The sequence below is a fragment of the Paraburkholderia sp. BL27I4N3 genome (genome assembly GCF_003386115.1).
In the GTDB taxonomy this organism is placed as follows: domain Bacteria; phylum Pseudomonadota; class Gammaproteobacteria; order Burkholderiales; family Burkholderiaceae; genus Paraburkholderia.
The window spans coordinates 7,025,820-7,051,011 of the sequence record NZ_QREJ01000001.1 but is presented as its reverse complement, the minus strand read 5'-3'; the positions used below and the strand labels follow the sequence as shown (position 1 = coordinate 7,051,011).

General features: G+C 59.2%; 25 protein-coding genes and 2 pseudogenes. 10 read left to right on the top strand and 17 right to left on the bottom strand.

What is annotated here, in order from left to right:
* Nucleotides 1-21: 21 nt before the first annotated feature.
* From B0G71_RS42575 to B0G71_RS32010, 12 genes and pseudogenes are all read right to left on the bottom strand, one after another.
* A complete protein-coding gene (locus tag B0G71_RS42575; protein ID WP_309546288.1) occupies nt 22-282 on the bottom strand; it encodes a hypothetical protein in 261 nt (86 codons plus the stop codon).
* Nucleotides 283-336: 54 nt separating this feature from the next.
* Nucleotides 337-741, bottom strand: a pseudogene (locus B0G71_RS42570) (fimbria/pilus periplasmic chaperone); the annotation flags it as partial.
* Between the two features lie 99 nt (nt 742-840).
* A complete protein-coding gene (locus B0G71_RS32055) occupies nt 841-1,401 on the bottom strand; it encodes a fimbrial protein (protein WP_116146880.1) in 561 nt (186 codons plus the stop codon).
* Between the two features lie 447 nt (nt 1,402-1,848).
* On the bottom strand, nt 1,849-3,231 hold the full coding sequence (locus B0G71_RS32050; protein WP_116146878.1) for an MFS transporter: 1,383 nt from the start codon (nt 3,229-3,231) through the stop codon (nt 1,849-1,851).
* A gap of 120 nt (nt 3,232-3,351) precedes the next feature.
* On the bottom strand, nt 3,352-4,791 hold the full coding sequence (locus B0G71_RS32045) for an NAD-dependent succinate-semialdehyde dehydrogenase (RefSeq protein WP_116146876.1): 1,440 nt from the start codon (nt 4,789-4,791) through the stop codon (nt 3,352-3,354).
* Nucleotides 4,788-5,825 carry an aldo/keto reductase gene (locus tag B0G71_RS32040; protein ID WP_116146874.1) on the bottom strand — a complete coding sequence of 346 codons (1,038 nt, stop codon included), beginning with the start codon at nt 5,823-5,825 and terminating at the stop codon, nt 4,788-4,790. The genes B0G71_RS32045 and B0G71_RS32040 overlap by 4 nt, the downstream gene beginning before the upstream one ends.
* 89 nt (nt 5,826-5,914) lie before the next feature.
* Nucleotides 5,915-6,439, bottom strand: a complete 525-nt coding sequence (gene fae / locus B0G71_RS32035; protein WP_116146872.1) for a formaldehyde-activating enzyme — start codon at nt 6,437-6,439, stop codon at nt 5,915-5,917.
* 602 nt (nt 6,440-7,041) lie between these two features.
* Nucleotides 7,042-7,332 (bottom strand): H-NS family nucleoid-associated regulatory protein, encoded by a 291-nt coding sequence (locus B0G71_RS32030; RefSeq protein WP_116146870.1) that lies wholly within the window; start codon nt 7,330-7,332, stop codon nt 7,042-7,044.
* 134 nt (nt 7,333-7,466) lie between these two features.
* Nucleotides 7,467-8,666, bottom strand: coding sequence for a serine hydrolase (locus B0G71_RS32025; RefSeq protein ID WP_116146868.1), 1,200 nt, complete (start codon nt 8,664-8,666; stop codon nt 7,467-7,469).
* A 232-nt stretch (nt 8,667-8,898) separates the two neighbouring features.
* Nucleotides 8,899-9,102, bottom strand: a complete 204-nt coding sequence (locus tag B0G71_RS32020; protein WP_106281630.1) for a hypothetical protein — start codon at nt 9,100-9,102, stop codon at nt 8,899-8,901.
* A 427-nt stretch (nt 9,103-9,529) separates the two neighbouring features.
* Nucleotides 9,530-9,790, bottom strand: a complete 261-nt coding sequence (locus B0G71_RS32015; RefSeq protein WP_116146866.1) for a hypothetical protein — start codon at nt 9,788-9,790, stop codon at nt 9,530-9,532.
* Between the two features lie 87 nt (nt 9,791-9,877).
* A complete protein-coding gene (locus B0G71_RS32010; protein ID WP_116146864.1) occupies nt 9,878-11,359 on the bottom strand; it encodes a sigma-54-dependent Fis family transcriptional regulator in 1,482 nt (493 codons plus the stop codon).
* 311 nt (nt 11,360-11,670) lie between these two features.
* On the opposite strand from B0G71_RS32010, the gene B0G71_RS32005 reads away from it, so the two are divergent.
* Nucleotides 11,671-13,071 carry a GntP family permease gene (locus tag B0G71_RS32005; RefSeq protein WP_116146862.1) on the top strand — a complete coding sequence of 467 codons (1,401 nt, stop codon included), beginning with the start codon at nt 11,671-11,673 and terminating at the stop codon, nt 13,069-13,071.
* A gap of 102 nt (nt 13,072-13,173) precedes the next feature.
* Nucleotides 13,174-13,446: pseudogene (locus B0G71_RS32000) on the top strand (RidA family protein); the annotation flags it as partial.
* Between the two features lie 431 nt (nt 13,447-13,877).
* Here the strand turns inward: B0G71_RS32000 and B0G71_RS31995 are convergent.
* Nucleotides 13,878-14,243 carry a helix-turn-helix domain-containing protein gene (locus B0G71_RS31995; protein ID WP_258875706.1) on the bottom strand — a complete coding sequence of 122 codons (366 nt, stop codon included), beginning with the start codon at nt 14,241-14,243 and terminating at the stop codon, nt 13,878-13,880.
* Nucleotides 14,244-14,396: 153 nt separating this feature from the next.
* Here B0G71_RS31995 and B0G71_RS31990 point away from each other — a divergent pair, with 153 nt between their 5' ends.
* From B0G71_RS31990 to B0G71_RS31960, 7 genes are all read left to right on the top strand, one after another.
* Nucleotides 14,397-14,777: a hypothetical protein gene (locus tag B0G71_RS31990; RefSeq protein WP_147308726.1), complete on the top strand. Its 381-nt coding sequence runs from the start codon at nt 14,397-14,399 to the stop codon at nt 14,775-14,777.
* Nucleotides 14,778-15,026: 249 nt separating this feature from the next.
* Nucleotides 15,027-15,605 (top strand): hypothetical protein, encoded by a 579-nt coding sequence (locus B0G71_RS31985; protein ID WP_116146858.1) that lies wholly within the window; start codon nt 15,027-15,029, stop codon nt 15,603-15,605.
* The gene (locus B0G71_RS42190; protein ID WP_258875705.1) at nt 15,602-15,985 is read left to right on the top strand and encodes a hypothetical protein; all 384 of its coding nucleotides are present in this window, start codon (nt 15,602-15,604) and stop codon (nt 15,983-15,985) included. The genes B0G71_RS31985 and B0G71_RS42190 overlap by 4 nt, the downstream gene beginning before the upstream one ends.
* Nucleotides 15,986-16,018: 33 nt before the next feature.
* Nucleotides 16,019-16,444, top strand: a complete 426-nt coding sequence (locus tag B0G71_RS31975; protein WP_116146856.1) for a putative phosphothreonine lyase domain-containg protein — start codon at nt 16,019-16,021, stop codon at nt 16,442-16,444.
* A gap of 31 nt (nt 16,445-16,475) precedes the next feature.
* Nucleotides 16,476-16,721 carry an excisionase family DNA-binding protein gene (locus B0G71_RS31970; RefSeq protein WP_116146855.1) on the top strand — a complete coding sequence of 82 codons (246 nt, stop codon included), beginning with the start codon at nt 16,476-16,478 and terminating at the stop codon, nt 16,719-16,721.
* Nucleotides 16,722-16,744: 23 nt separating this feature from the next.
* Nucleotides 16,745-17,569: a Sir2 family NAD-dependent protein deacetylase gene (locus B0G71_RS31965; RefSeq protein WP_258875704.1), complete on the top strand. Its 825-nt coding sequence runs from the start codon at nt 16,745-16,747 to the stop codon at nt 17,567-17,569.
* 111 nt (nt 17,570-17,680) lie between these two features.
* Nucleotides 17,681-18,079, top strand: coding sequence for a hypothetical protein (locus B0G71_RS31960; protein ID WP_258875703.1), 399 nt, complete (start codon nt 17,681-17,683; stop codon nt 18,077-18,079).
* 189 nt (nt 18,080-18,268) lie between these two features.
* On the opposite strand, the gene B0G71_RS31955 is transcribed toward B0G71_RS31960, so the two are convergent.
* From B0G71_RS31955 to B0G71_RS31945, 3 genes are all read right to left on the bottom strand, one after another.
* A complete protein-coding gene (locus B0G71_RS31955) occupies nt 18,269-18,766 on the bottom strand; it encodes a hypothetical protein (RefSeq protein ID WP_147308725.1) in 498 nt (165 codons plus the stop codon).
* Nucleotides 18,767-18,786: 20 nt separating this feature from the next.
* Nucleotides 18,787-19,854, bottom strand: coding sequence for an alanine racemase (alr, locus tag B0G71_RS31950; RefSeq protein ID WP_116146850.1), 1,068 nt, complete (start codon nt 19,852-19,854; stop codon nt 18,787-18,789).
* A 99-nt stretch (nt 19,855-19,953) separates the two neighbouring features.
* A complete protein-coding gene (locus B0G71_RS31945; RefSeq protein ID WP_116146848.1) occupies nt 19,954-21,246 on the bottom strand; it encodes a D-amino acid dehydrogenase in 1,293 nt (430 codons plus the stop codon).
* 910 nt (nt 21,247-22,156) lie between these two features.
* On the opposite strand from B0G71_RS31945, the gene gabP reads away from it, so the two are divergent.
* Nucleotides 22,157-23,560 carry a GABA permease gene (gene gabP / locus B0G71_RS31940; RefSeq protein WP_116146846.1) on the top strand — a complete coding sequence of 468 codons (1,404 nt, stop codon included), beginning with the start codon at nt 22,157-22,159 and terminating at the stop codon, nt 23,558-23,560.
* A gap of 608 nt (nt 23,561-24,168) precedes the next feature.
* Here the strand turns inward: gabP and lhpH are convergent.
* A complete protein-coding gene (lhpH, locus tag B0G71_RS31935) occupies nt 24,169-25,176 on the bottom strand; it encodes a trans-3-hydroxy-L-proline dehydratase (protein WP_116149058.1) in 1,008 nt (335 codons plus the stop codon).
* Between the last annotated feature and the right edge of the window lie 16 nt (nt 25,177-25,192).

The following is a 25,192-nucleotide window of genomic DNA, read 5'->3' as shown; positions in this document are numbered from 1 at the left end:
CCCGATTGAAGACGTGGTGGCCTAGTCGCCGAGTGCGGCGTCACCGCGAATCGGACCGCCGTAGTCGCTGATCGCGACGTAGTGCACCTTCGCGCCCGCCGCGACGGCGTTCATCTTCGCGATCGGCAAGACCGCCGAAGCGTGCGGTGCCACCATGCCGCCCCGTTGGCTGCTGAAGGTATGGCCACCGCTTTCCACGTGAATCTCGCTGAACGACACGTAGTACGGTGTCGGATTCGAAACGCTGACGGCCTGATCCTTGCCGTCCGTCGACGCGGCGATCTTCCAGCCAAGTTGCGCGGGTGCGTCTTCCGGCTCGCCAGGCAGCTTGCCGGGTCGTACGAAAACCTTGATACGGGTGCGATAGGCCAGAGTCAGAGTATTGACATCCGCGGCAGTCTTTGCCTTCGGTGGAATGTCCAGAACATTGAGCCAATAGACCTACTCGCGATCCTGCGGCAGCGGTTCGCCGGTGTACATCACGCGCAACGTCTGCGCCTTCTTCGGATCCATGCGAAAAATCGGCGGTGTAATCACGAACGGCACCTTGACCTCACCGGGTTTGGCATCCGCCTTGCCGTCATCGATCCAGACCTGCACGAGCGAGGGCGAGCGGCTGTCGTTTTCCAGCTTCACCGTGACTTCGCGCTGCTCAAGCGGATACACCACGCGCGTGCCGCCAATCGTCACGCTCGCCCGTACATCGCCAGCCAGTAGCACACAGGCAAGGCCGATTCCCATCATCGAATTTCTGAACAGCGTTATCACGATCGGCCCGTCAAATTTCTCAAAATAAGCGTGCAAAAAGGCGCTCGCATGGCGAGCGCCCGAGACCCACACTTACTGGTATTCCATCGTGTACTGAACCGATGAGATGACCGTGCCGGGCGCGGCAGCGGCCGTCGCGTAATACCGCGCGTAATACTGCAGAGTCGTCGCCCCGTCGACATCGATGGTCACGCCGTTCGAGCCGATATCGTTGTTCGCGCCCGTCGTAACGTTGATGACCTGCATCTGTGCGTTGAGGAGTTGGACCTCCACATTCTTCGCAGTGCCACTGCTCGACAGAAAACCCGTCGCCTGGTCGACTGTCGGGCCGTTCTCGAAGCCGGCAATCACCTTGGTAGCCGTGCCGCTGCAGCCCGTCAGGACAAATTGCAGATCGGCCGAATTCGTTGTACCAGCCGTGTTGCCTACCTGTGTGAGCGACCCGGTCGGAACATCAGCCAGCGTGACCGTCTTGTCTGCCGGTGTGCCACTTGCGTTTCCGTTGATCGAGCAGGTCGTGTCCGTAACATTGCCAGTGAAGGTGATCGTGCCGTCCGCCGCATGAGCGTAGAGCGGTACCAGACAGAACAGACCGCTGGCGGCGATCGCGGTTGCGGAGATCATTGATTTCATTGCTTCTATTCCTAACAATTACAAAAAAACGGGATTCAACGGAGATCTTGGAGTTACCCAAGGATTCCTATTTCCTAGCCAAGCAAATACCATTTATATGGTTCTCACTTTGCTTCGTTAAGACAAGTTAGGATATTAAGGCTTCCTAGATAAGAAGTATCTGGGACAAATCGCCTCTTTTCGGATTCGGCCGAGAGACATGGCGCGTCGAGAACGGGCGAGAGTGCGGGCATTGCGAGCTTTTGAGGCGCGCAATGCCGGTCAACCGGTGGTGACGCGTTGACAGAGCGCGGCAATCGGCCACGCAAGACACGATAACCACGGAAGACATCGCCGAATGCCGTGCCGCGCCGCGTCGCGCCGACGAGTGCCATGGTTTCGAGCCCAAAAACAAAAACCCGCCGCATCGTTGCCGATGCGGCGGGTTCTCTTCAACGTTCCAGCGAACTAGGCGCCGCTAGCTTCGTTCAAAGTCAGATGCTTCGTTTCCGGCGCCCACGCGATCGACACCACCATGCCGATCAGCAACACCGCGGCGAGCACCATCATCGTGATATGGAAGCCTAAATGGACGATGCCGAGTGGCAGCAGAAACGTGCCGACGGCCGACCCGAGCCGGCTGCACGCAATCGCGAGTCCGACGCCGCACGCGCGCACTTCGGTCGGAAAGCACTCCGGCGGAAACACGCCGACGAGATTCGAGAACGCCGACATGGTGAGCGTGAAAATCCCGAATGCGACGATCATGCCGAGCGTCGCCGACTCCGGCAGCACACTCAACGCAATCAGCGATACGCAAGTCACCGCGAACGAGCCGATCAGGAACGTGCGCCGCGGAAGTTTGATCGTGAGCCAGATGCCGATCAACGCGCCAAGCACGAGAAATCCGTTCAACAGAAAATCCGCGCTCGAGTCATTGTTCAAGTGAATCGCTTTCAGAATGGTCGGCAGAAACGTATAAACAGCGAAGTACGGAATGACGAGACATACGAAGAACGCGCAATTGAAAATCGTACGGCGAATCAGATCGGCCTTGAACAGACGCATGAAACCGCCCGCCGATTGCGCGTGCTCGTCGTGGCCGCCGGCCAGAGTGACGTTCGGACCGAAGTGCTTCAGCACGATCGACTTCGCCTCCGCCGTGCGTCCTTTGCCATGCAGCCAGCGCGGCGACTCCGGTGTGCCCATACGCAGCACGAGAACGATCAACGCCGGCACACCCGCCGACGCCAGCAGCCAGCGCCATGCATCTGGCGAGGCATCGGCGTAATGCATGCCGAGCACATTCGCCACCACGTACCCGACGGTCCACACCACGCTAAACGAGCCAAGCAACGTGCCGCGATGTTTGCGCGGCGAGAACTCCGCGAGGATTGCATGCCCCACCGCAAAGTCGCCGCCCATGCCGAAACCGATCAACACCCGCAGCAAACACAACTCGAGCGGTGAACGCACATAGAACTGCGCGAACGCAGCCGCTGTGATGATGATGAAGCTCAGCAGGAAAATCTTCTGGCGTCCCATGCGATCCGACAGCCAACCGAAAACCAGACTGCCGATAAAAATGCCCATCAACGCGGAACTGCCGATCATGCCCATCCAGAAGGCGTCGAGCGGCATCTGCCGATTCAGCGACGCAAGCGCATAGCCGATCGTGCCGAGCGCGAAACCTTCTGTGAAGTGCGCGCCGAACGTCAGCCCGGCGATCTTGACGTGGAAGGCGTTCAGCGGAACGTCGTCGAGAGGAATGGGGCCGTGCGCGGATGCCGCTGCCGTCGGCAAAGTGGGGGCGAGGCCGAGAGTGGCCGCCTGCATATCCTGATTGCTCACGCTGTCTCCTTCGTTAGTATGGATCGCCGGGCGCGGTCGGCATGCCGCCGCGCACCGATTGCGTCGTCCGCCGGTCCGTCACGCATGGGCATGACGTACGGCGAACGCGCGGTGTGAAGATCAGCGTCCGAGGCCGCCCATCATCATGTACTTCAGTTCGGTGTATTCATCGAGCCCGTACTTCGAGCCTTCGCGGCCGAGCCCCGACTGCTTGACGCCGCCGAACGGCGCGACTTCCGTGGACACAATCCCCTCGTTGATGCCGACCATGCCGCTTTCCAGCGCTTCGCCGACGCGCCACGCGCGCGCCAGATCGCGCGTGTAGAAATACGCCGACAAGCCGAACGGTGTGTCGTTGGCCGCTTCGATCGCTTCCGCTTCGCTCTTGAAGCGGAAACACGCGGCAACCGGTCCGAAGGTTTCTTCGCCGGCGATCAGCATCGAGCTGTTGGCGTCGACGAGAACAGTCGGCTCGTAAAAAGTGCCGCCGAGCGTGTGCGGCTTGCCGCCGGTCAGCACCTTCGCGCCCTTTTGCAACGCGTCGGCCACGTGCGTTTCGACCTTCTTCAACGCAGCCTGGTTGATCAACGGACCTTGTTCGACCTCGCCTTGCAACGCATTGCCGACGCGCATCTTACGCACTGCTTGCGTCAACGCGGATGTAAACGCATCGTAGATGCCGTCCTGCACGTAGAAGCGGTTGACGCACACACACGTCTGCCCGGTGTTGCGGAATTTCGAAGCCATCGCGCCTTGCACGGCGGCATCGAGGTCCGCGTCATCGAAGACGATGAAAGGCGCGTTGCCGCCGAGTTCGAGCGACAGCTTCTTCAGCGTGTCCGCGGACTGCTTCGCCAGCAGCTTGCCGACGCGCGTCGAACCGGTGAACGACAGTTTGCGCACCACGTCGGATTCCGTGAGCGCGCCGCCGATCGCCACGGCGTCGCCGGAGACGATATTGAACACGCCGGGTGGAATGCCCGCTTTCCCGGCCAGCACCGCCAAAGCGAACGCGGACAACGGCGTTTCTTCCGACGGCTTGAGCACCATCGTGCAACCGGCCGCGAGAGCGGGACCGGCCTTGCGCGTGATCATGGCGAGCGGGAAATTCCACGGTGTGATTGCCGCGACCACACCGACCGGTTCCTTCGTCACGATAATCTTCGCGTTTGGATTTGGACTCGGAATCACGTCGCCGTAGGCCCGCTTCGCTTCTTCCGCGAACCATTCGAAGAAGCTCGCCGCGTAACCGACTTCGCCGCGCGCTTCGGCAAGCGGTTTGCCTTGCTCAAGCGTCAGCAGTTCGGCGAGCGCGTCGCGATTCTCCAGCATCAACTCGCCCCAGCGTTTGACGCGCGCGCTGCGCTCTTTCGCGGTCAACGCACGCCATGCGGGAAACGCGCGCTCGGCCGCCGCAATGGCCTGCGCCGCTTCCGCCGCGCCGCCTTTGGCCACTCGCGCGACGACCTCGCCGGTCGCGGGATTCAAAACAGCGTACGTGTCGGCGCCTTCGTACCATTCGCCGCCAATGTAATGTCCGGTGCGGAGAAATTCGTTCATGCGGCTTTCTCCAGCGTTTCGACGAACATGCCCTGCGCAAGGCGCGGTTCGCGCGCGATGCGTTTGCCTGCGGTGTAGTCGTTGATCAGATCGCACGGCGTGTAGTTGCGTTCGAGCTCGAACAGTTCATCCGCCGAAAGCGTCGTGCCGAGCGCGGCGAGCGCGCTGTCGAACTGCGCCGGCGTATCCGCACCGACCAGCATGCTTGCAACACCGCCGTGATTCAGCACCCACGCTTGCGCGATCTGCGCAGCGGAAACGCCACGCCGCGCGGCCACGCGCGCCACCGACGCGGCAATTTCACGCGACGCCACATCGCCATACATTTGCGCGGTAAAGAAGTCGGTCTGATTGCGCGTCGAATTCGGATCGCACGTCAGCAGCCCGCGCGCCAGCGGACTGAACACGGACACGCCGACGCCCTGATCCTGGCAATACGGAATCATTTCGCGCTCTTCTTCACGGTATGCCAGGTTCAACTGCAACTGCATATTGATCGGCTTGTGCCACCCGTTGCACTCGCAGACCTGCATGATCTTGGCGAACTGCCACGTGTACATGGTCGACACGCCGATATAGCGCGCCTTGCCGGCGCGCACGATATCGTTGAGCGCGCCCATGGTCTCTTCGACTGGCGTATTCACGTCGAAGAAATGCAGCATGTAGATATCGACGTAATCCATGCCGAGACGCGTCAGCGAGCCGTCGATGCCGTCCATGATGTGCTTGCGCGAATGACCGCCGGCGTTCTGATACGCGCCCATGTCATAGCCGACCTTGGTGGCCACGACCATTTCCTCGCGGCGCGTGAGACGCTTCAGAATGCGGCCCACCACTTCTTCACCGACGCCGGTCGAATAGAAATCGGCGAGGTCGATAAAGTTGACGCCGGCTTCGAGCGCATGACGAACGATCGGCTCGCTTTGCGCTTCGTCGAAAATCCACGGCTTCCATTGCGGCGTGCCCATGTTCATCGTGCCGAGGCACAGACGCGAAACCTTCAGACCGGACTGGCCGAGGCGAATGTATTCCATAGTGCGTGTCTCCTTCCTTCCTGAAAACTAGCGGTGCGGACGGTTAGTTGCGCATTGCAGGGCGCGCGACCGAACCGCGCTGCCTGCCATTAACGTTGCTTCGGTGTGTAGAACGGGTTCGATACGTCGCGCGCGGCAGCGAAGACTTCATCGCGATGCGGCAACCCCTTCATCGCCGCGAGGATCGCGTTCTTGCACGCGCGGTAGTTGTTCTCGAAGACAGCGTCGAGATCGTCGGTCGACGGGTTGACCCAGTTCGCCGACACCACCACCCAGTCGTTCTCCGCTTCAGGCGGCAGCGTGCCGTTCTCCAGCGACTCGGCCACCGCCTTCGCGATACCGGCTTGCGAAGCGCCCCACGTCGCGTTGCCGTGGAAGTCGCTGCCGATCTGCGCCTTGTTCACATAGAGCGTGAGCGGCTTGGTCGGCACGCCCGGACGCGCGATCACGACGAACGGCGCGTGACCCGCCGAAGGCGTCGCCAATGCGGTGGCGAATGCCTGGCCAGCCGGGCCGTTGCGCGGGCCGACCAATACGTTGATATGCGCGAGATTGACGCCGGGGCCTTCGAATCCTTCGCCGATAAAGAGTTGTTTGTCCGTCGATGCGCTCATGGTCTTCCGTCGAGGTTGAGTGGATGGCCGATTGTGGGGTTCGGCATCCGCGACCATGTATCGATGAGTTTTGATGCGGGGTATGAGAGGAACTCAACTCCGGGTTAGCCCCGAGCGCAGTGGCCCGCGGGTATCGAGACGCGCAAAGGTGAGGGTTTTCGGGACTATCACGGCAGCGGTGCGAAAGGTGAGCGTATCGACGAACAGTCGCGCACCTGCGCCGCGACACTCCGCAAAGCGACGTGCGCATCAGGCGCGACTAAAAGAGGCTCAAGCGATGGCTTCAGCGATTCTTCGTACAGCCTGGGAACCCCTACCAGCAAGGGCTGGCGCGGGTTTCGGAGGAAATGGATCAGTCACCGCGGCCTGCGATAGCAAGCCTGTCGCAAGCTGCGTGATTCGATGAAACCAGGCTGACCGAAACAACCGGTCCGTCGCGAGCCGCGCATCCGCGCCTATGGTTCACGCGCCGGGTTCACGCGAAAGGTGAGTGTTTTCGGGACTTGCCTCGCCGCGTGCGAAAGGTGCGAGAAACTCCGCACGCGACATCACTTTAAATAATCCGGCACATGACGGGTGGAGACGTCATGCGCCAACGCACTTCAACCTTCGATCAGAAAGCGCTCGCGATTCTTGCCCACGAGCCACGCTGGCGAGCGGCCGCGGCCGCTCCAGGTCTCGCCGGTTTTCGGGTTGCGATACTTGGCAACCGAAGGCGTCTTGCGGGCCGTGGCGCCTTTGCTGGTGAAACCCAGTTCTTCCGCCGTCAGGTCGTATTCGGCTACTTTCTGCTTGATCTCGGCGATCGCCTGCGCGATTTCCTTCTCGCGCGCCGCCGCGACTTCCTTGTGGAGTTTTTCTAGCTGGGCGGTCAACTGCTTGTACGAGGCCATGACGGGTGCTCCGATCATTAGACGAGAACTGAAGTGCGGACACTATCAGACGAATAAATTGCCGGATAGAGAAGCCCGACGCCGCGAGCGGGTAACACGCTTAAAAGAAGCCGGCCCGGACGCGGCCGGTTCGCTCAATCGTCAATTGCATCGTACACGCGGCGTTCGAAATCCACTGTCATTGAGAACGGTTCGACGGAGCGCCTTTGAATCAGCATCAGACCGATCAGATCTTCCACCGGATCGGCGAACCAGCTTGTACCATACGCACCCGGCCAGCCGAACGAGCCGATCGAACGATAGCCAAGCGGCAACTGCTGCGCCGGATCGTCGACGACGGACAAGCCGAGGCCGAACCCCTGGCCTGCCCACAGCGCATGACCGAAGGCCGACACACGGCGCTGGTCGCGAGTCAGAAAATTGGAGCGCATCAGATCGACTGAGCGGTGCGACAGCAAACGCGTCGTGCCGACCCGTCCGCGACCGAGCAGCAGTTGCGCGAATTGCAGATAGTCGTGCGCTGTGGAAACCAGGCCGCCGCCGCCGCTCTGGAAGCGGTCCGGATCCGCCCATCGGCTCGACGACGGATGGTCCTCGACGATCCGCTGCCCTGAGCCCTGTTCGACGCCATAAGCTGTGGCGAGCCGGCCGAGTTGCGCGTCAGGCACCCAGAAAGCGGTATCGCGCATGCCGAGCGGCTCGAAGATCCGCGTCCGGAAAAACTCGCCGAGCGGCATGCCGCTCACGCGTTCGATCAGCACGCCGAGCACATCGGTGGCAACGCCGTAGTGCCAGCGTGACCCAGGCTGGAACATGAGCGGCAAACTTGCGATGCGGGCAAGCCAGGCGTTGCCGTCCATGCGCGCTTCGAATCCGTTGAAAGCGGCGGCGTACGCGTCGGCAAGAGGCCCAGTCGCGGTGAAGTGGTAGGCGAAGCCGGCGCGGTGCGTCAGCAGGTCCAGCACGGTGAGCGACGCTCTGGCGGGGTCGGTTTCGTCGAGCGGGCCGGCGGGGTCGCGCAGCACACGCGGCGCGGACAACTCCGGCAACCAGAGTGAGATCGGTGTGTCGAGGGCGAGCCAGTCTTCTTCGATCAGCATCAGGATCGCGGCGCTGGTGACCGGCTTGGTCATGGACGCAATGCGGAACAGCGTATCGCGCTCCATCGGCAACCGCGCCGCGTCGTCGCGCCAACCGAGCGGCTCGAAATAGCCAATCTCGCCGCGCCGCCAGATCATCGACACCACGCCCGCCACTTCACCGCGTTCCACATAGCCTTGCATGGCGTTGGTCAGTGCCGTCAGCCGAGACGCGGAAAGTCCTGCTCGTTGCATGTTTATCCTGATCGTGGAGAGATTGGCGGCCCGTTCACCCTGACGCGCGCCGTCCGTCCCCGCGGTCCTCCGAAGCGTAAAGCGGCGCCAGCGCGTGCACAACCAAATGACGTGCCTTGCCATCCTGTCGAGACGCGCTGCGCCGTGCCGCTTACGTGGCCGTTACGTTTCCCCATTTTTGCGAAAAACGTTGCCAGAAGGGTACGTCACAGCCATCCACTGCACCGGGCGTTCAGGCTTTCAGGCGTTGTTCGAGAGCCGAAAGGGCGGCGTTGAGCCGTTTGACGCGGTTCGCCTGCGCCGGCACCAGCGCCGCGCCGGAAACGGAATCGATGCGGTTTCGCCAATAGGACAGCGGGATGTGGTCTGCTGCGGAGATATGCGAGATTACGTGCTCAAGATGTTCAATATCTTTTTCGAGTTGGTGATGATTCATTGCTTTCCCCGGATTACTCGTTGAACTATTTTCAATGCGTAACGCGAAGCACAAAGCGTGCCGCACTATTTTCGGTTTTCGGTCTAAACGGAAAATCCTTCCTGGCACTTTCCGCATAGACGGCAAAACCGGCAAAAGCTGCCTGCTGCTTGAATCTTGAGCCACTGAAAAGACAATACTGCGGCTCAACTTCGCGTTCCGTTAGGTGCCGCACCGACTTGGCTATTCGACGGGAATTCGCATGTTTTTAATTGCGTCCGGCGACAAGGGAAATAATATGAAGCGCGGTATTAATATCCATTGCGCATCATTGCCGCGGATAGAACCCGCATTGGATGCAGGTCTTTACGACCGCCATACGCTTTTAGCGCGACTGAAGGAAGAAAGCTTGAGGCGTTGATCGAGCCGGCCTTGCGCCGGCGAACCGTTATTTCCCCCGGCAGGCGTAAATCAGGTTCAGCGTGCCGTTCTCAGTGGATTGACGCACGACATCGAACGCGCCGCCGCAACTTGCGCTGGCCTGCTGCGAGCAGGAGTCGGAACCGGCGGGGCACTGCACCAGCGTGGTCGCGCGGCCGTCCGGCAAAAACAGCGGCGCGCTGCTGCTGCAACCGCCCAGCGCGACCATGGCGCCGGCCGCCAGCGTGGCGCAGGCCCGGCGCGCGTAGAAGGAGAGATTGCATTTCATTTGAAACCCCGATCACGTCTTGTTTTTCGATCACGGGATTGTGCCACGCGTCAATTACGCTGCGTCAATCGCTGTCGCGGAACGTTGTCACACGTCGATGCCGTACGCCGCGATCTTCTTATAGAGCGTCGCGCGACCCATGCCGATCTGGTTTGCAGTCTCGATCACGCGGCCGCCGTTGGCGCGCAAAGCGTCGCTCAGGAAGCGCTTCTCGAAGACCGCCATCGCCTCGCTCCATGAGGCGGGTTGCGACGCACTAGCCTGCGCGTTTGCCGCATGCGCCGTCGAAGGCACCTCCGGCAAGGGCGCATTCGGACGGTACGCGCCGCCGCCGTGCGCCGAGCCGATAAACGACGCCAGCGCCCGCGCATCTATCCGCTCATTGTCGGACAGCATCACCGCACGCTCCAGCGTGTTGCGCAACTCGCGCACATTGCCCGGCCAGCCGTACGAGCACAGCAACCTCAGCGCGTCGTCCTGCAATTCGAAGTGACTGGCGCCGCGCGCCTGGGTCGACAGATCTTCAAGCATGGCGTAAGCCAGCGCCTCGATATCCGAGGTCCGTTCGCGCAACGGCGGCGCATGGATCGTCAGCACGTTCAGCCGATAGAACAGGTCAGCGCGGAATCGCCCGGCCGCGACCAGCGCAGGCAAATCGGCCGAGGTCGCCGCGATGATCCGGACGTCGGCGCGCACGATCCGGTTCGAGCCGAGCGGTTCGAACTCCTTGTCCTGCAACACGCGCAGCAGCTTGCCCTGCAAGGGCAGCGGCATATCGCCGATTTCGTCGAGAAACAGCGTGCCGCCGTTCGCCAGCTCGAACTTGCCGACGCGCCCTTTGCGATCCGCGCCAGTGTAGGCGCCCGGCGCCGCACCGAAGAATTCGACTTCGAGCAGGGTGTCGGGAATCGCCGCGACGTTGACCGTCACGAGCGGCTGATTCGCGCGCGCCGAGCCGCCGTGGATGGCATGCGCCAGCAACTCCTTGCCGGTGCCGGTTTCGCCGAGCAGCAGCACCGGCGATTCGAGCTGCGCGGCGCGGCGCGCCTGGCGCTTCACTTCGAGACTGGCCGCGCTCGTGCCGACGAAACTGCCGAACGTATATTTGGCCCGCCGCGCCTGCGCGAGCGACCGGCGCGTCGCGATCAATTCTTCCTGCACGCGCGAGTAGTGGGAAAAGAGCGGCGTCAACGCCTTCAGTTCGTCGAAGAGCGCAAAGCCAACGGCGCCAACCGTGGCGCCCGCATCGTCCTTCAACGGCAAACGCGTGACGACGAGCGGTTCGCGGTCCGTTTCCAGAATATCGAGCAGAATCGGTTTGCCGGTGTTGACGACCTCGCGCATCAGGCTGTTCGGAATCACCGCTTCGCAATCGCGGCCGATGGCCTGGTCCGGGTCCGAAAAACCGAAGCGCGCCGCATAGCGTTTGTTGATCCAGACCACGCGCGCGTCGGCATCGACGATAAACGTCCCTTCGCTAAAATTTTCGAATGTGCGGAAGAGCGAATCCATCGCCCGGCGCAGTACGTCGCCGTAAGTGGCAGGCAAGCCTGCCCAGTCGTTCATCATGCTGTCGCTGTCTCCGGCTATCGTTTTATTGTGCTTGTCTCATTTCGTAGACAAGCTTATCTCATCGGCGAGATCGCCAGCAAGCCCATGACATAAGGGTTTAACCTTGGTTTGACCTAATTTCAGCCATTTTGCGTCCCGTTTTAGAGACGTTTGGGTACAATCGCCGCGATCACGTTTTGAGCTTCGGTCTGCGAAGTCAGGCGGCTGGCCGTTGCCGCTGATATGGCACGGAACCTGCATTTGCGGGCGCCGTGCCGCCGCACCTTCGAGACGGCGACCATGTAGAACAACCAAGCTTTGGAGACTCAATGTCCTTTGTCATCGTCCTCGCCGCGCTGGCGTTTCTGATGTTTGCCGCCTATCGCGGCTACAGCGTCATTCTATTTGCGCCGATCGCCGCGCTCGGCGCCGTTCTGCTGACCGATCCGGCGGCTGTCGCGCCGGTTTTCACCGGCATCTTCATGGAGAAGATGGTCGGCTTCGTGAAACTATACTTCCCGGTGTTTCTGCTGGGCGCCGTGTTCGGCAAGGTCATCGAACTGTCGGGTTTCTCGGAGTCGATTGTGGCTGCCGCGATCCGCTATATTGGCCGCTCGCGCGCCAATGCGGTGATCGTTGCGGTGTGCGCGCTGCTCACCTACGGTGGCGTCTCGCTGTTCGTGGTGGTGTTCGCGGTCTATCCGTTCGCCGCCGAGCTGTACCGCCAGAGCAATATTCCGAAGCGCCTGATGCCCGGCGCGATCGCACTCGGCGCATTCTCCTTCACCATGGATTCGCTGCCGGGTACGCCGCAGATCCAGAACATCATCCCGACCACTTTCTTCAAAACGACGTCGTGGGCTGCGCCCGCACTCGGCGTGATCGGCTCGCTGTTCATCATCGTGGTCGGCCTGACGTATCTGGAATGGCGCCGCCGTGCGGCGATGGCGACCGGCGAAGGCTACGGCACGGAACTCGTCAACGAGCCGGATCGCGTGGAATCGAAGCAACTGCCGCATCCGTTGCTGGCGGTTGCGCCGCTGGTCCTGGTGGGCGTCGCGAACTTCCTGCTGACCCGCTGGATTCCGAATTGGTACGGCGCGTCGTACACGGTTGCGCCGGACATTCTGCCGGGCATTCACGCACCGGTCACGACGACGATCAAGGCCGTGGTCGCCATCTGGGCCGTGGAAGGCGCACTGCTCCTCGGCATCATCATGGTTGTCGTGACGGCGTTCAACCGGGTGCGCGAACGCTTCGCGATCGGCACCAAGGCTGCGGTGGCGGGCGCGCTGCTGGCTTCGTTGAACACCGCGTCGGAATACGGTTTTGGCGGTGTGATCGCCGCGTTGCCGGGCTTTCTGGTAGTCAGCAACGCGTTGAAGAGCATTCCCAATCCGCTCGTCAACGCAGCCGTGTCGGTGAGCTCGCTGGCGGGTATCACGGGTTCGGCGTCGGGCGGCATGAGCATCGCGCTCGCGGCCATGTCGGACACCTTCATCAAGGGCGCGGAAGCGGCACATATTCCGATGGAAGTGCTGCACCGGGTCGTCGCCATGGCGAGCGGCGGCATGGACACGCTGCCGCACAACGGCGCGGTGATCACGCTGCTGGCGGTGACGGGCTTGACGCATCGACAGTCGTATCGCGACATCTTCGCGGTCACGGTCATCAAGACGATGGCGGTGTTCTTTGTGATCGCAGTCTATTACGCGACTGGTTTGGTCTGAGCGGGCGTGTGTTGGGCACGATGCCGGCAACGCGCCGGCGTCCTGACTTTTGATCGGTTACCTTGTCATCCCGACAACCGTTCTTACCCAGCACACCCTGTCATGAGCTCAGCGCCCTCTTTCTGGATGATTCCCACAGCACCCACGCCGGTCGGCCCGTTCTCGCATGCTGCCGAGGCCGACGGCTGGGTCTTCCTGACCGGCCAGATGCCGACCTGCCCGACCGACGACGCCGCGCCGCTTCCCGAAGGCGTGGTCGCCCAGACCAAGCGTGTGATGGACAATCTCGTGCTGGTGCTCCAAGGGCTGGGCCTCGGACTGCAAGACGTGGTGGCGGCACGCATCTTCCTGACCGAATTCAAACGCGATTACGCGCCGATTATCTACCCCGGCTGAGCATGCAAAGTTTTACCGATTTCAGCTATCGCGTGCCTCATTGTTGTTCATCCACTCCCATTGAGCGACGCGCGGCCAAAACCAAATGTTTGTTCCTACCCCCTAAGTTCACAAACAATGTACTCGATTTGACTTTGTAACTTTGACCGATTCGACTCAAAATTACGGGCCTACGACCGTCATGACCCGGCTTGTGATTGCTTTCGAGTTCTTACAATTGGGCAAGCCGGCGCAGCCGGCGCGTCAGGCTTTCGAGTGTGTGCAACTTCGGAACCGCCGTCAGGCGGCTGTCCACACCCTTGTGGTGTGGGCAGCGAAGTTGTGCACACGGGGCAAACCAGCACGTTGAGATAACGGTCGTATATAGGGCCACAGCATTCGGGGCGTCGCTCGGCGACTGCGATGCGCTCTCACTTCTTCTGCGCTCTCGCGATGGTCGCTTCGAAGGTGTCGGTCAGCTGGTTCAACGTTATTCCGATTGCAGCGCACCACTCCCGGACTTCAATAAAGTCGAGCCGGCGCTGCCCGCTCTCGCACTTGCTGACAAACGGTTGGTCGACATTAAGCCTCGCGGCTAGCTCGCTCTGCAGGATGCCTGCGGACTCTCGCGCCTCCCGAAGGGTGGCGAGAAAGAGACCGTATTGTTGTGTGTAGATAGATTTTTCCACGGCTGGACCAAGCTGGCACAAGGCGAACAGCTTGCAGCCGAAGTTCGTATATGCCAAAATCGCATATGCGAAAATCGCATATAACAGTTTGTACGCGAACGCGGTCAATGAACGAGGGGTTGATGCCCCGGCATCCGGCTAGGATGCCGAACAGCAGTTCTCGCGGTTGGCCCGTTGCAACCTTCAATGTCTTTTTCGGCTGACGTGATGCTATTTACTGACAGCAGTTGGGAAGAGCCACATCCTATAAAGAAGAGGCTCATGCAGCCATTTCTTCCGTGGCGCTGCGTTGGATGGTCGGATGCGACGCCAAACTTCTTTGTCGTTGCCTCCTCTCGCGGCGCGGACTGGAGCCCGGACGGTTGGATGGTGGACGGTGCCGAGGCGCTGATTCAACTGGTACTGCAACTTGGCGATGTCAGCTTTTCGGTTCACCTGTTGGCTCGCAATAAAGCTGACGCTTCCGTCACGCTCTGTCGAGTAAGCGGGTTGTGGCAGGAGGCTGGGGGCAAAGATAAGGACGTCGTGCACTACTGGTATTCGACCAGCGACGGAGAGACAAGACGATGTTGGCCTGCCGCATCCGGTACGCATGTTAAGAGACCACGGTTGGTGAAAGTATTGAGCTTCGAAAACGGGTAACTACGAGTGCGTTTCGAAATCTACGGCGGGCAGCAGAACGAGCCTATCCGTGAGTATCAAAAAAACGACACCGGCCTCTGACTAGCTCCTGCCGCCATGAACCGAATCACAACCAAAGGAGTAGCAGCGGCGCGGCCGTCTCGTCAAAGGCGAGACGCGCCTTCGCCGGAAGAAGCACGGCTTGCGCGGATAGACCATGCGATTCATCGTGCGGTCGTCGCTGCCGTCCTGGTTGACCCAATAGGCGCCATGGCACTTCTCGACATCCCCGACGAGGAGCTAGGCAGGCTAATCAAAAATCGTGTGTGGGAAATCGTAGGCGTGGCGACCATTCTCAATCTCGACATACAGTCGATGCGCGAAGAAGAAGAGAAGCTACGCAAGCGAGCTAACCGTATTTCGAAACTGCGAACATCGCACGACGATTTGACACCGAGCGCATTGGAAGGCTCGGGGCATAGCTCCCTTGTGCGCGAAGGAAAATTGCTACCCGCACAAGACTACTGCAGGGCAACAGGTATCACGGAGAAGAAGCTGAACAAGTATCTCGGGTCAGCGCGAATCTTCAGCGTTGAAATGGCGCAAGAGACGTACATCCCTGCGTTCTTTCTTTCATCACTGATTCATCACGATGCCTTCGCGAAGGTCATACGTCGGTTGGGCGTCACTACATCGGGACTGGAAAAATGGCATTTCTTTACCACACCAATCGCGGACCTTAGAGGCTCCACGGCGCTCCAACTCCTCGCAATTAAAGACGTCACAGCAGTAGCGAAAGCTGCCGGTGATTTCGCGAAGCACAAGGCCTCAAAGCCACCAAAGCTGTGAAGGATTTTCTACGCATCGTTCTTCAAAATGTGTGGTTGTTGGTCGTGCCGGCAGTCGGGTTCGTACTCAGCCTAGTCGTGCTGCGTATCAAGAAGCGGTACGTGAAGGAAGGCGATTTGCTTTGGCGGTCGGGTTCCAGGGAGCGCGTCCAACACCCCTCTGAAACAGGAAGTAGCGAGATGAGCGCGAACGGCAGCATTGACCTCGCGATTGCGCTTCGCAAGTTCCACGAATTAGGCTTGGAGGACGGGGACTTAGGATATGCCTACTGGTATGAAGTTGGACAGCTGCTCAAACGAGCGGCGGGTATGCAAGCGAAGATTGATTCGCTCAGCAAGGATTTGGAGCAATGTCGCGCGAGGCTCGGCAAAGCTGATTGATACGAAAGCAGCGCCGTACGTGAGGAGGCTTCCATGAGGGAAGGGATTAGTGTGGAAGAGCGACTGTCCAGGAAATCGGACAAGCCGTCTGAGGACTTGAGTTGCAACTGGCACTACAAGAAATCCGCGGACTACAGCGACTTTGCCTCGACCGTTGCATCTGGGAAATGGTGCATCTTTGTGAGCCCCACCGACGTGGACGAGGCGTGGAGCAAAATCAGCGGCGCTATCGAGAATGACCAGCTGATGTGTGCCAAGGTGTCCACCGCTCTGCGCAGCATGGGTCGCGATGGGCACGTCATCTGTGTCTACACGCGTGACTGGGCCGATAGGCAAGACCTCATGCGCACCCGTGAAGTGCTGCAGTCGATGGGCTTCGCGAAGGAGCTCGGCTACAAGCGCGACATTGATACACGAAACCGGATTTACGGCTCTGGCGAGTGGTACCTGCGTGCGTAGCCAGTCGCCGCAATCTAACCGGAGAGCCACAATGTCGACGAACGCGAAGATTCTACCGCCGCCTGACGCCGACGATTTCATGTCCACCGCCGAAGCCGCGAAGCTGCTATTCGTGTCCCGTCCACATGTCGTGAAGCTGCTCAAGCAAGACAAACTCAAGCTTCACCACAAAGCTGGGAACACACGATTCCTGACGAAGGCGTCAGTGCTGGCCTATCAGGCGCACCAGCGTGCTGCGGAAAAAGCCTACCAAGCTTCAACAGGTGACAACGAATGAGCGGAATCTAAAGGAGTCTACCCGTGTCCGATTCGCAAGGTGAGGGGCTGGAGAAAGCCGTCGCTTGGCTGCGAGAGGCAGACGGTTTGCTCATCACAGCTGGCGCCGGCATGGGCGTCGACTCGGGCCTTCCTGATTTCCGTGGGCAGGAAGGTTTCTGGCGAGCGTACCCCGCGCTTCGGCATCAAGGCCTCTCGTTCGAGGACATGGCAAACCCTGTTCGGTTTGCGGAGCACCCGAAGCTTGCGTGGGGCTTCTACGGACACCGGCTGAAGCTTTACCGCGAGACTATCCCGCACGAAGGGTTTGCGATTTTGCGACGGTGGGCGGACCGCATGGGACGCGGGGCGTTCGTTTTCACAAGCAACGTCGATGGACAATTCCAAAAGGCCGGGTTCCCGGAACACCGTGTGCACGAATGCCATGGGTCGATTCACGCACTCCAATGTCTGGAGACGTGTACGGACGATACCTGGTCGGCGACTGGTTTTCATCCGCTCGTCAATGAAACAACCTCCGAGTTGGAGAGCCCGATGCCCCGTTGCTCTCGTTGTGGCGCTCTCGCGCGTCCGAATATCCTGATGTTCGGCGACTGGGGTTGGGTCGGCCTTCCCTATGAGAAACAGCAGCAGCGACTTGCAGCCTGGATTTCTTCCGTCTCGAAGCTTGTTGTTGTGGAAGTGGGCGCCGGGAAAGCGATACCAACGGTACGACGCTTCAGCGAACGATTCTCGACGCAGAGGCTCATTCGAATCAACCTTCGGGAGTCGAACACAAATCCGTCGCATGGAGTCGGCTTAAAAGGCGCCGCCGCTGCGACGCTCAAAATGCTTGACGCCCAGTTGTAAGTTTTCGTAAATCACATTCAACCGCATAGTGCAGATACGGTTCGGCAGCCAGGTGTTCGCGCTCTCCTGAGCGAAATCGCGCGCGGAGCGACGACATGCGAGCCGTGTCCGATGGTCAACCCGGCCCGGCAGTTGCCACAGCTTATAGAGAACGAGATGACGGACCAACGTGTGCCCGATGATTTTCCGAGAGAGCCGGACCCAGGTTCGGTAACTGGGGTTCAACCAAAGCTTCTCGTTCGCGAAGTCGATGGGCGTTATCAAAGCGGTCTTTCGGAAAAGCAACTGTGGGCGCGCTATGACGCATGTGAGGACCTTGCTAGTCAGCTATCCGCATATGCATCGCGAAAAACTGCTACCGCTGGTCTGTCGCCAGACGTGGCGCTGACCCGGGCCGAGCAAGGCGTGAGATTGAAGGTCGACGCTGGCGAGTGGGACTTCTCTCAACACGAGGTGGCTTGGGTCATGAAGCGCACGCGGCAACTGCTACTCGCTGCCACTGGTGAATAGCGACAAAAACCATTGAGAAGCCGACACCGCGTCCCCCCCAGAGGACCCAGCGCCCAAATCCGTCGCGCTGCATTGACGAGCAATCTCTGCGACAGAGCACCCGTTGCGCGATTGCGGATTATTCATGAAAACGGCGCAGTAGCGCAACGATGGTGCTAGCGGTCGGGTACCGCTCGCAGACGCCTTAAGTCACCACATTTTTTGGCCGAGCGTATGAGAGGTCATTCTGTTGGCATTCCGCCGTGAACGCTGTACCAAGGCTGGGATTGGAAGCCGGTGCTCAGAAGCAGCTTGGAAGTTCGCTTCGGAACGCCGGTGCGCGGCAACGATTTCTTGACGCGGCGCCGTCTGCAACTGATTATCGAAAAGTCTAAGCAACCAGGCAATCGGCTCAGTCGCTTCCGTGCTTAGTTTCCAAGGTTGGTCAGGACAAGCCAACGAGACGGTCTTACCGAGCGCAAGGTCAACATCGGTGTAGGTCCTTATCTCACCTTGCCCGAATCCCGCGTCGAACAAGAAGAATGAATCGAACATCGTTCGAATGATTGTCCCGAGATGAAATGGCATACCATGCCCAGTACGAAGCGCCAGAAAGCAAAGGTGATTTCGAAGCGATAACTCGGTCACGGCTGCAGTGCTGACCAGGTTTGCTTGGCTGCGAGGTCTGTTTTGGAAAGGCGATGCCATAGGTGAAATTCCTGTGGCCATCAAGCCACTGTGACGGGCACGCGACGAGCCAAAGCACACATCAATTCATATCCAATCGTCCCTGACGATGATGCGACGTCGTCAATTTTTACCTGCTCGCCCCAAAGCTCGACCGTCGAACCAATCTTGGCATCGGGGCAAGGCGTGAGGTCCACGGTCAGCATGTCCATCGACACGCGGCCGACCGTGCGCGTCATAATGCCGTCGACTGAAATCGGCGTGCCTGTTCGTGCATGGCGCGGGTAGCCGTCGGCGTATCCGCATGCGACCACGCCGATTCGCATGTCGCCTTCAGCTTCGTACGCTCTTGCGTAGCCAACTGTGTCGCCTGCGCTTATCGACTGGACCCCGATGATTTCGCTGCGCAGCGTCATGGATGCTTGTAGGTGTATGGTTTTGATGTCCTTCGACAGCCCCGAAGGTGAACCGCCATAGAGCACGATTCCGGGCCGCACCCAGTCACGATGAGCTTGCGGATGCCAGACCGTTGCCGCTGAGTTCGAGAGGCTGCGAGGACCGGGAATGTCACGGGTCGCCTCGTCGAAGCGTTCAAGCTGCCAATCGACGCTGTCTTCGTCAGCGCTGGCGAAGTGGCTCATGAGCGTAATGTTGCCGATACCGGCCGCCGTAGATGCGCGTTCCCAAGCTGCCGGATAATCGCCGGGAGTAAAACCGAGGCGGTTCATTCCTGAATTCATCTTGAGATAGATGTCAATGGGCCGCTTTGGTCTGGCGGCGACAATCAGTTCGCGCTGCTCGTCACAGTGCACGGCGACCGTCAGCCCAAACTCTTCGGCGGTTTTCACATCCCCGTCAGTGAACACGCCTTCGAGCAGCAAGACCGGCTTCTTCCAACCGAGCTCTCGCACACGAACCGCTTCATCGAGGTCAAGAAGCGCAATGCCGTCCGCTGCTTCGAGTGCGGGATAGATGTGTTCGATTCCGTGCCCGTATGCGTTCGCCTTTACAACGGCCCAGACGCAAGATTTCGTAGCCTTGCTTCGAACGACGTCAAGGTTGTGTCGTACGGCGTCGGTATGGATATAAGCTTTAATAGGACGCGGCATGGCTCTTAGCTAGTGGAGGAGGATTTTGACGACCATCGAGGCCCTGCTGCAAGTTGGAAGACCAGTCGCGTAGGTGAATCGGTGAAGAAATTTTGTCGCTTAGGTGAGCGCGAAATTCGGCGGGACGTCTGCGTCGTCGGCGTAGCGGAAGACGTTTAAGTCGTCGTACTGGATGGCGGGCTTTCGACCGGAAATGAGGTCAGCAAGAAGCTGGGCTGAACCGCATGACATTGTCCAGCCAAGGGTGCCATGGCCTGTATTCAGGTAAAGGTTGAGCACAGCGGTGTGGCCGACAATCGGCGTCCCATCCGGCGTCATCGGACGCAGGCCCGTCCAGAAGGTTGCCTTCGACGTGTCGCCGCCGCCGGGGAACAGGTCGTTCACACACATTTCGAGAGTCTCTCGCCGGGCCTCACGCAGGCGCTTATCAAAACCTGCGATTTCCGCCATGCCGCCGACGCGGATTCGCTTGTCGAAACGGGTGATGGCGATGTTGTAGGTTTCATCGAGGACCGTTGAGACTGGTGCTCGTGTTTCGTCAACGATAGGAGCGGTGATTGAATAGCCTTTGAGCGGATACACTGGAATCTTGACGAGCCCAGACAGGAAGTTCGTCGAATAGGAACCGAACGCAACAACGAATGCGTCCGCATGAATGAGTTTGGCACCGTGACGCACGCCGACAACTATTCCGCCCTCGACCACAAGTCCGTCAACCTGCGTGTTGTAACGAAAGTTAACCCCTGCCTGCTCGGCGAGCGTAGCCAGTCGCGTTGTGAACAGCTGGCAGTCACCAGTCTCATCGCCAGGCAAGCGAAGCCCGCCCGTCAACTTATTCGAGGTCGACGCAAGCGCGGGCTCCGCCTGCGCGAGTTCGTTGGCGGCCAACAACTCGTACGGAACATTCGCTTCTTTGAGAACAGCGATGTCTTTCGCGGCATCGTCGAATTGCTGCTGCGTGCGGAAGACCTGCAGCGTGCCACCTGTCCGCCCTTCGTACTGGATGCCAGTCTCAGCGCGCAGCGCTTGCAAACAATCTCGACTGTACTCGGCGAGGCGCACCATGCGGCCCTTGTTTACGGCATAACGGTCGGCCGTGCAGTTCTGCAGCATCTGCCACATCCACTGAAGCTGGAACTGCTTGTCTTTGTCGTCCGGCCGGATAGCGAGCGGGGCGTGCTTCTGGAACATCCACTTGACTGCTTTAAGCGGCACACCTGGAGCAGCCCAAGGGGCGGCATATCCTGGGGAAATCTGCCCTGCATTCGCAAAGCTCGTCTCAAGTGCAGGACCCTGTTCGCGGTCGATGACAGTCACATCATGGCCAGCACGCGCGAGGAAGTACGCGCTAGTTACTCCGACGACTCCACTGCCAAGCACAACAACTCGCATATATCGAACTCCGCAGCTAGGAACGCAATTAAGTGGTGGTGTTAAATACTGTGAAGATACCGGGCCTGCAGTTGAGTGATGGATGTTATTCCAATATATGCAGTTGAGAGAACTGTTTTTATTGTATTTTTAAGGATAAAAACCTTCTGTCGAATGATGGTGTGTGGCCACCTGATTTCTGTTCAACATGAGCGTAAGACTTCATCGAGCGCGGCAAATAGTTCGCGCAGTCGACTCGCTTGTTCTTCCCGCTCAAGATAGGAGATTGCTGCGTTCAACTTCTATGACGAGTCGGAATTTCGCACTTGGCGACTGCATGGCCAAAAGCGACGACGGCAAGGCAGATGATGCGCCTCATTTCAAGTAGTGCTACCCCGATGTCGCGGCCGATGGATTCTACGTTTCGTAGATATTCGTGGCATTTTCAGTGAAATATCATGCGTTCAATCGTAGCCATGTTTCCACTATGCATGCATACCGTCATCCTCAGTAGCAGGTAGCAAACGTTCTGAACCGTGATTGCATCACGTTCGTCCCTCGGCTCGCAAGTCGTTACAGAGCCATTCAACGGTACCCCTAAGTTATTCAGCCCTCGTCGTTGCGCTAGCTGCTACGCGCATCGGATGGCCCCGACTGTTGCACACCATTTGAGCGACGAAAGCGGCGACGGGAAAAGCGGTAGCGCGTTGACCGATGGTGCAGCGATTCGGAGGTCGCGACGTGCACTGAATTACATCAGCGAACGTAGACGGTCCGACAACTCTGGTGCTGCCTATCTATCTCGGTCGTGTAGGTGCGGGTTATCTGGCGTTCGGCATACATCCACACTCCGTCTCACGGTGAATAACAGGAACCGGGTCGAGTTCCGCAACTGAGATGGTCAAGTCACAGTCCTTAACCTGGAGGAGAAATGAGTTTGCGAAACGAAGCGGGACTTAGCACTGGTCTCAAGCAACGCCACGTAACGATGATGTCAATCGCGGGGGTCATCGGCGCGGGTCTATTCGTCGGGTCCGGACACGCCATCGCGGCAGCGGGTCCCGCGGCCTTGATTGCCTATGCGATAACGGGAACGCTCGTCGTCCTCGTGATGAGGATGCTGGGCGAGATGGCGACAGCACATCCCGACAGTGGGTCTTTCTCAACATACGCTGACCGCGCAATCGGCCATTGGGCTGGATTCACTATCGGCTGGTTGTACTGGTGGTTTTGGGTGCTCGTTATTCCGATTGAGGCGACTGCGGCCGCGACAATTCTGAACGCTTGGTATCCAGGGATTGCAACGTGGGTCTTTGCTCTGGGCATTACGTCGGTGTTGACAGTGACAAACCTCTTGTCTGTAAAAAATTACGGCGAGTTCGAATTCTGGTTTGCGCTGACTAAAGTCGTCGCTATCGCCATCTTTCTGTGCGTGGGCTTTGCCGCGATTGTCGGCGTCGTGCCGCACTCAAACGTATCCGGCGCAGCTCGGCTTTTTAATAACGGCGGCTTCATGCCGAACGGAATCGGAGCAGTGTTTTCCGCGATGCTGACGGTCATGTTCTCGTTTATGGGAACAGAAATCGTGACGATTGCGGCAGCCGAATCCGACAATCCGAAGCGACAAATCGTACGCGCCACGAACTCCGTAATCTGGCGCATTTCGCTGTTTTATCTTGGCTCGATTCTCATCGTTTCGGCCATCGTGCCCTGGAATGACGCTTTGCTTCCGTCACACGGTTCATATCAACGTGCAATGGAGCTGGTCGGAATTGCGCACGCGAAGGCCATCATCGATGTCGTCGTGCTCGTTTCGGTAGCAAGCTGCCTGAACTCGGCCCTGTACACGGCATCACGGATGCTTTTCTCGCTGTCGAAGCGCGGCGATGCGCCAACGGGTTTGCAACGAACGGATGTCGCGGGCACACCACGAGCTGCAGTGTTCGCTTCCACCGCATTCGGGTTCCTGACGGTGATTGCGAATTACATGATGCCTGACTACGTTTTCAACTTCCTACTTGCCACTTCGGGAGCAATTGCTTTACTCGTCTACTTGGTAATTGCGGTTTCTCAGTTGCGCATGCGCTCAATTCTCGAAGCGCGGGGGGATACTATTCACCTGAAAATGTGGTGCTTCCCGTGGTTGACTCGTGGCGTAATTCTGCTCATTTGCGGTGTTCTCGTTTCGATGTTCTTGCGCGATGGCCAGAGAGTGGAAGTGGCGGCAACCGGCGCATTGGCGCTCGTCGTCGTCGTAGCATCGCTGCTAAACCGTTCCTATCGAAAGGCGCGAGAGCTTTCGATGACTACAAGCGTTTCCGTCAGCTCCCGCTAAGGTAGCCACCATAAGAGCGCCAGAGTCACGCGGAGACTTAGCGGAGCAATACGTCCACGCACCGACCTCGACGTGGCTATTTAGTCGAGCCGAACACGCGGGCGGTTCAGTGTCGGTATCGCAATTGTTATCAGTGAGATTTCCGTCAGATTGGCGGTCGCGTCACTACATCTGATTGCGCTTTGAACGGGGCGGCTCGGTGCTGGTTCACTTGCGGGTCGATTTTTGACAAGTCCGGGTGGTGGACAATTTCTGCGTATGACGTGTTGTTGTTCGTGGTGGTGTCCGCCTCTCAACACTTCGTGACCGCGCCGGAACGACTTGTTGTCCTTCCACTCGTCTCCCCATCGTTGGTGGCGGCTGAGTTGCCAGGAAATTTCTAGTAACTCAACTCGCTTCTTGAGTTGCGGCATCCGTTTTCCAGAGACGCCTCGATGTGTTGAGCGCCAGTGAAATAGGTTGACCTCAGGGTCGGAGGACAGGAGGCGCCGCACACTGTCGCGTGAGGGCAGAAATGCCATCGGCGCAAGGTGCTTTTTCAACGCGCGAAAAAAGGCGCGGATGCTGCGTCGCAGCTTTCCGCGCTAACTGGTACTGCAAGGAGTCGTTTATCGAACGAGGAATCCGTACGTCAAGGGGTCACGCTCATCGAGAATCCATTGTGCAAAGCCGCAGACATACGCCTTGCCTTCGACTTCCGGAACCACTGCTTTGAAATCACCAACGGTAGTTTCGCCGAGCACGCGACCTTTGAACACAGTCCCGATGATGGATTCATTCACCAGAGTGTCGTCCTTGCCGAGTTCGCCACGCAGGTACAGCTGAGCGACACGTCCGCCTGTGCCCGAGCCGGTAGGAGAGCGGTCCACTTCCCGGTCAGCAAACACGCAGCAGTTCGCTTGTGTCGAACCTTCATGCCGCGGCTTATTGGCAATGATGGTGCCGTAGATGTGATTGATTTGCGGGATGTCCGGATGCTCAACCGGGAAAGCTTTGTTTGCTGCCTCCTTCACCTCTGCGCCGAAGCGGACCAGGGCTTCGACCGAGGATTCTCGAATCTGCAGGTCGTGAGGTGCCCCGTCGGTGTAAAAGTAGAACGCACCACCGAAAGCGATGTCGCCCCGGACCGTGCCGAAGGATGGCGTCTCAACCATTGCATCGCGCTTCCAGATGAACGAAGGGACGTTCACGAAGCGGACAGTGCCGGCATGTTCGCCATCCCACTGCACGAACGCTTCGATGAAGCCGCACGGTGCATCAATACCGATTCGCGTTTCAGGAATCTGGCGTTGGACCCAGCCCAGCTCGACTGCCGCGGTGGACAGCGCGATAACGCCATGTCCGCAGTGGTCGCTGTATCCCTCGTTGTGGAGGAAGATGATTCCGAAGTCGGCCGTGGCGCTGACTGGTTCCGTTAGGTACCCACCGTACATGTCTGCATGGCCGCGCGGCTCGAACATCAACGCTTTGCGAATGTCGTCTGCGTTCTCTTTTAGCCATGCGCGGCGCTTTACGATGGAGTCGCCAGGCAGACGCGGAAGCCCGCTCGTGACGATGCGGAAAGCCTCTCCGCCGGTATGGACTTCGACAGTGGAAATGGTGCGGGTGATTTTCATGGATTCGTCACTGCGC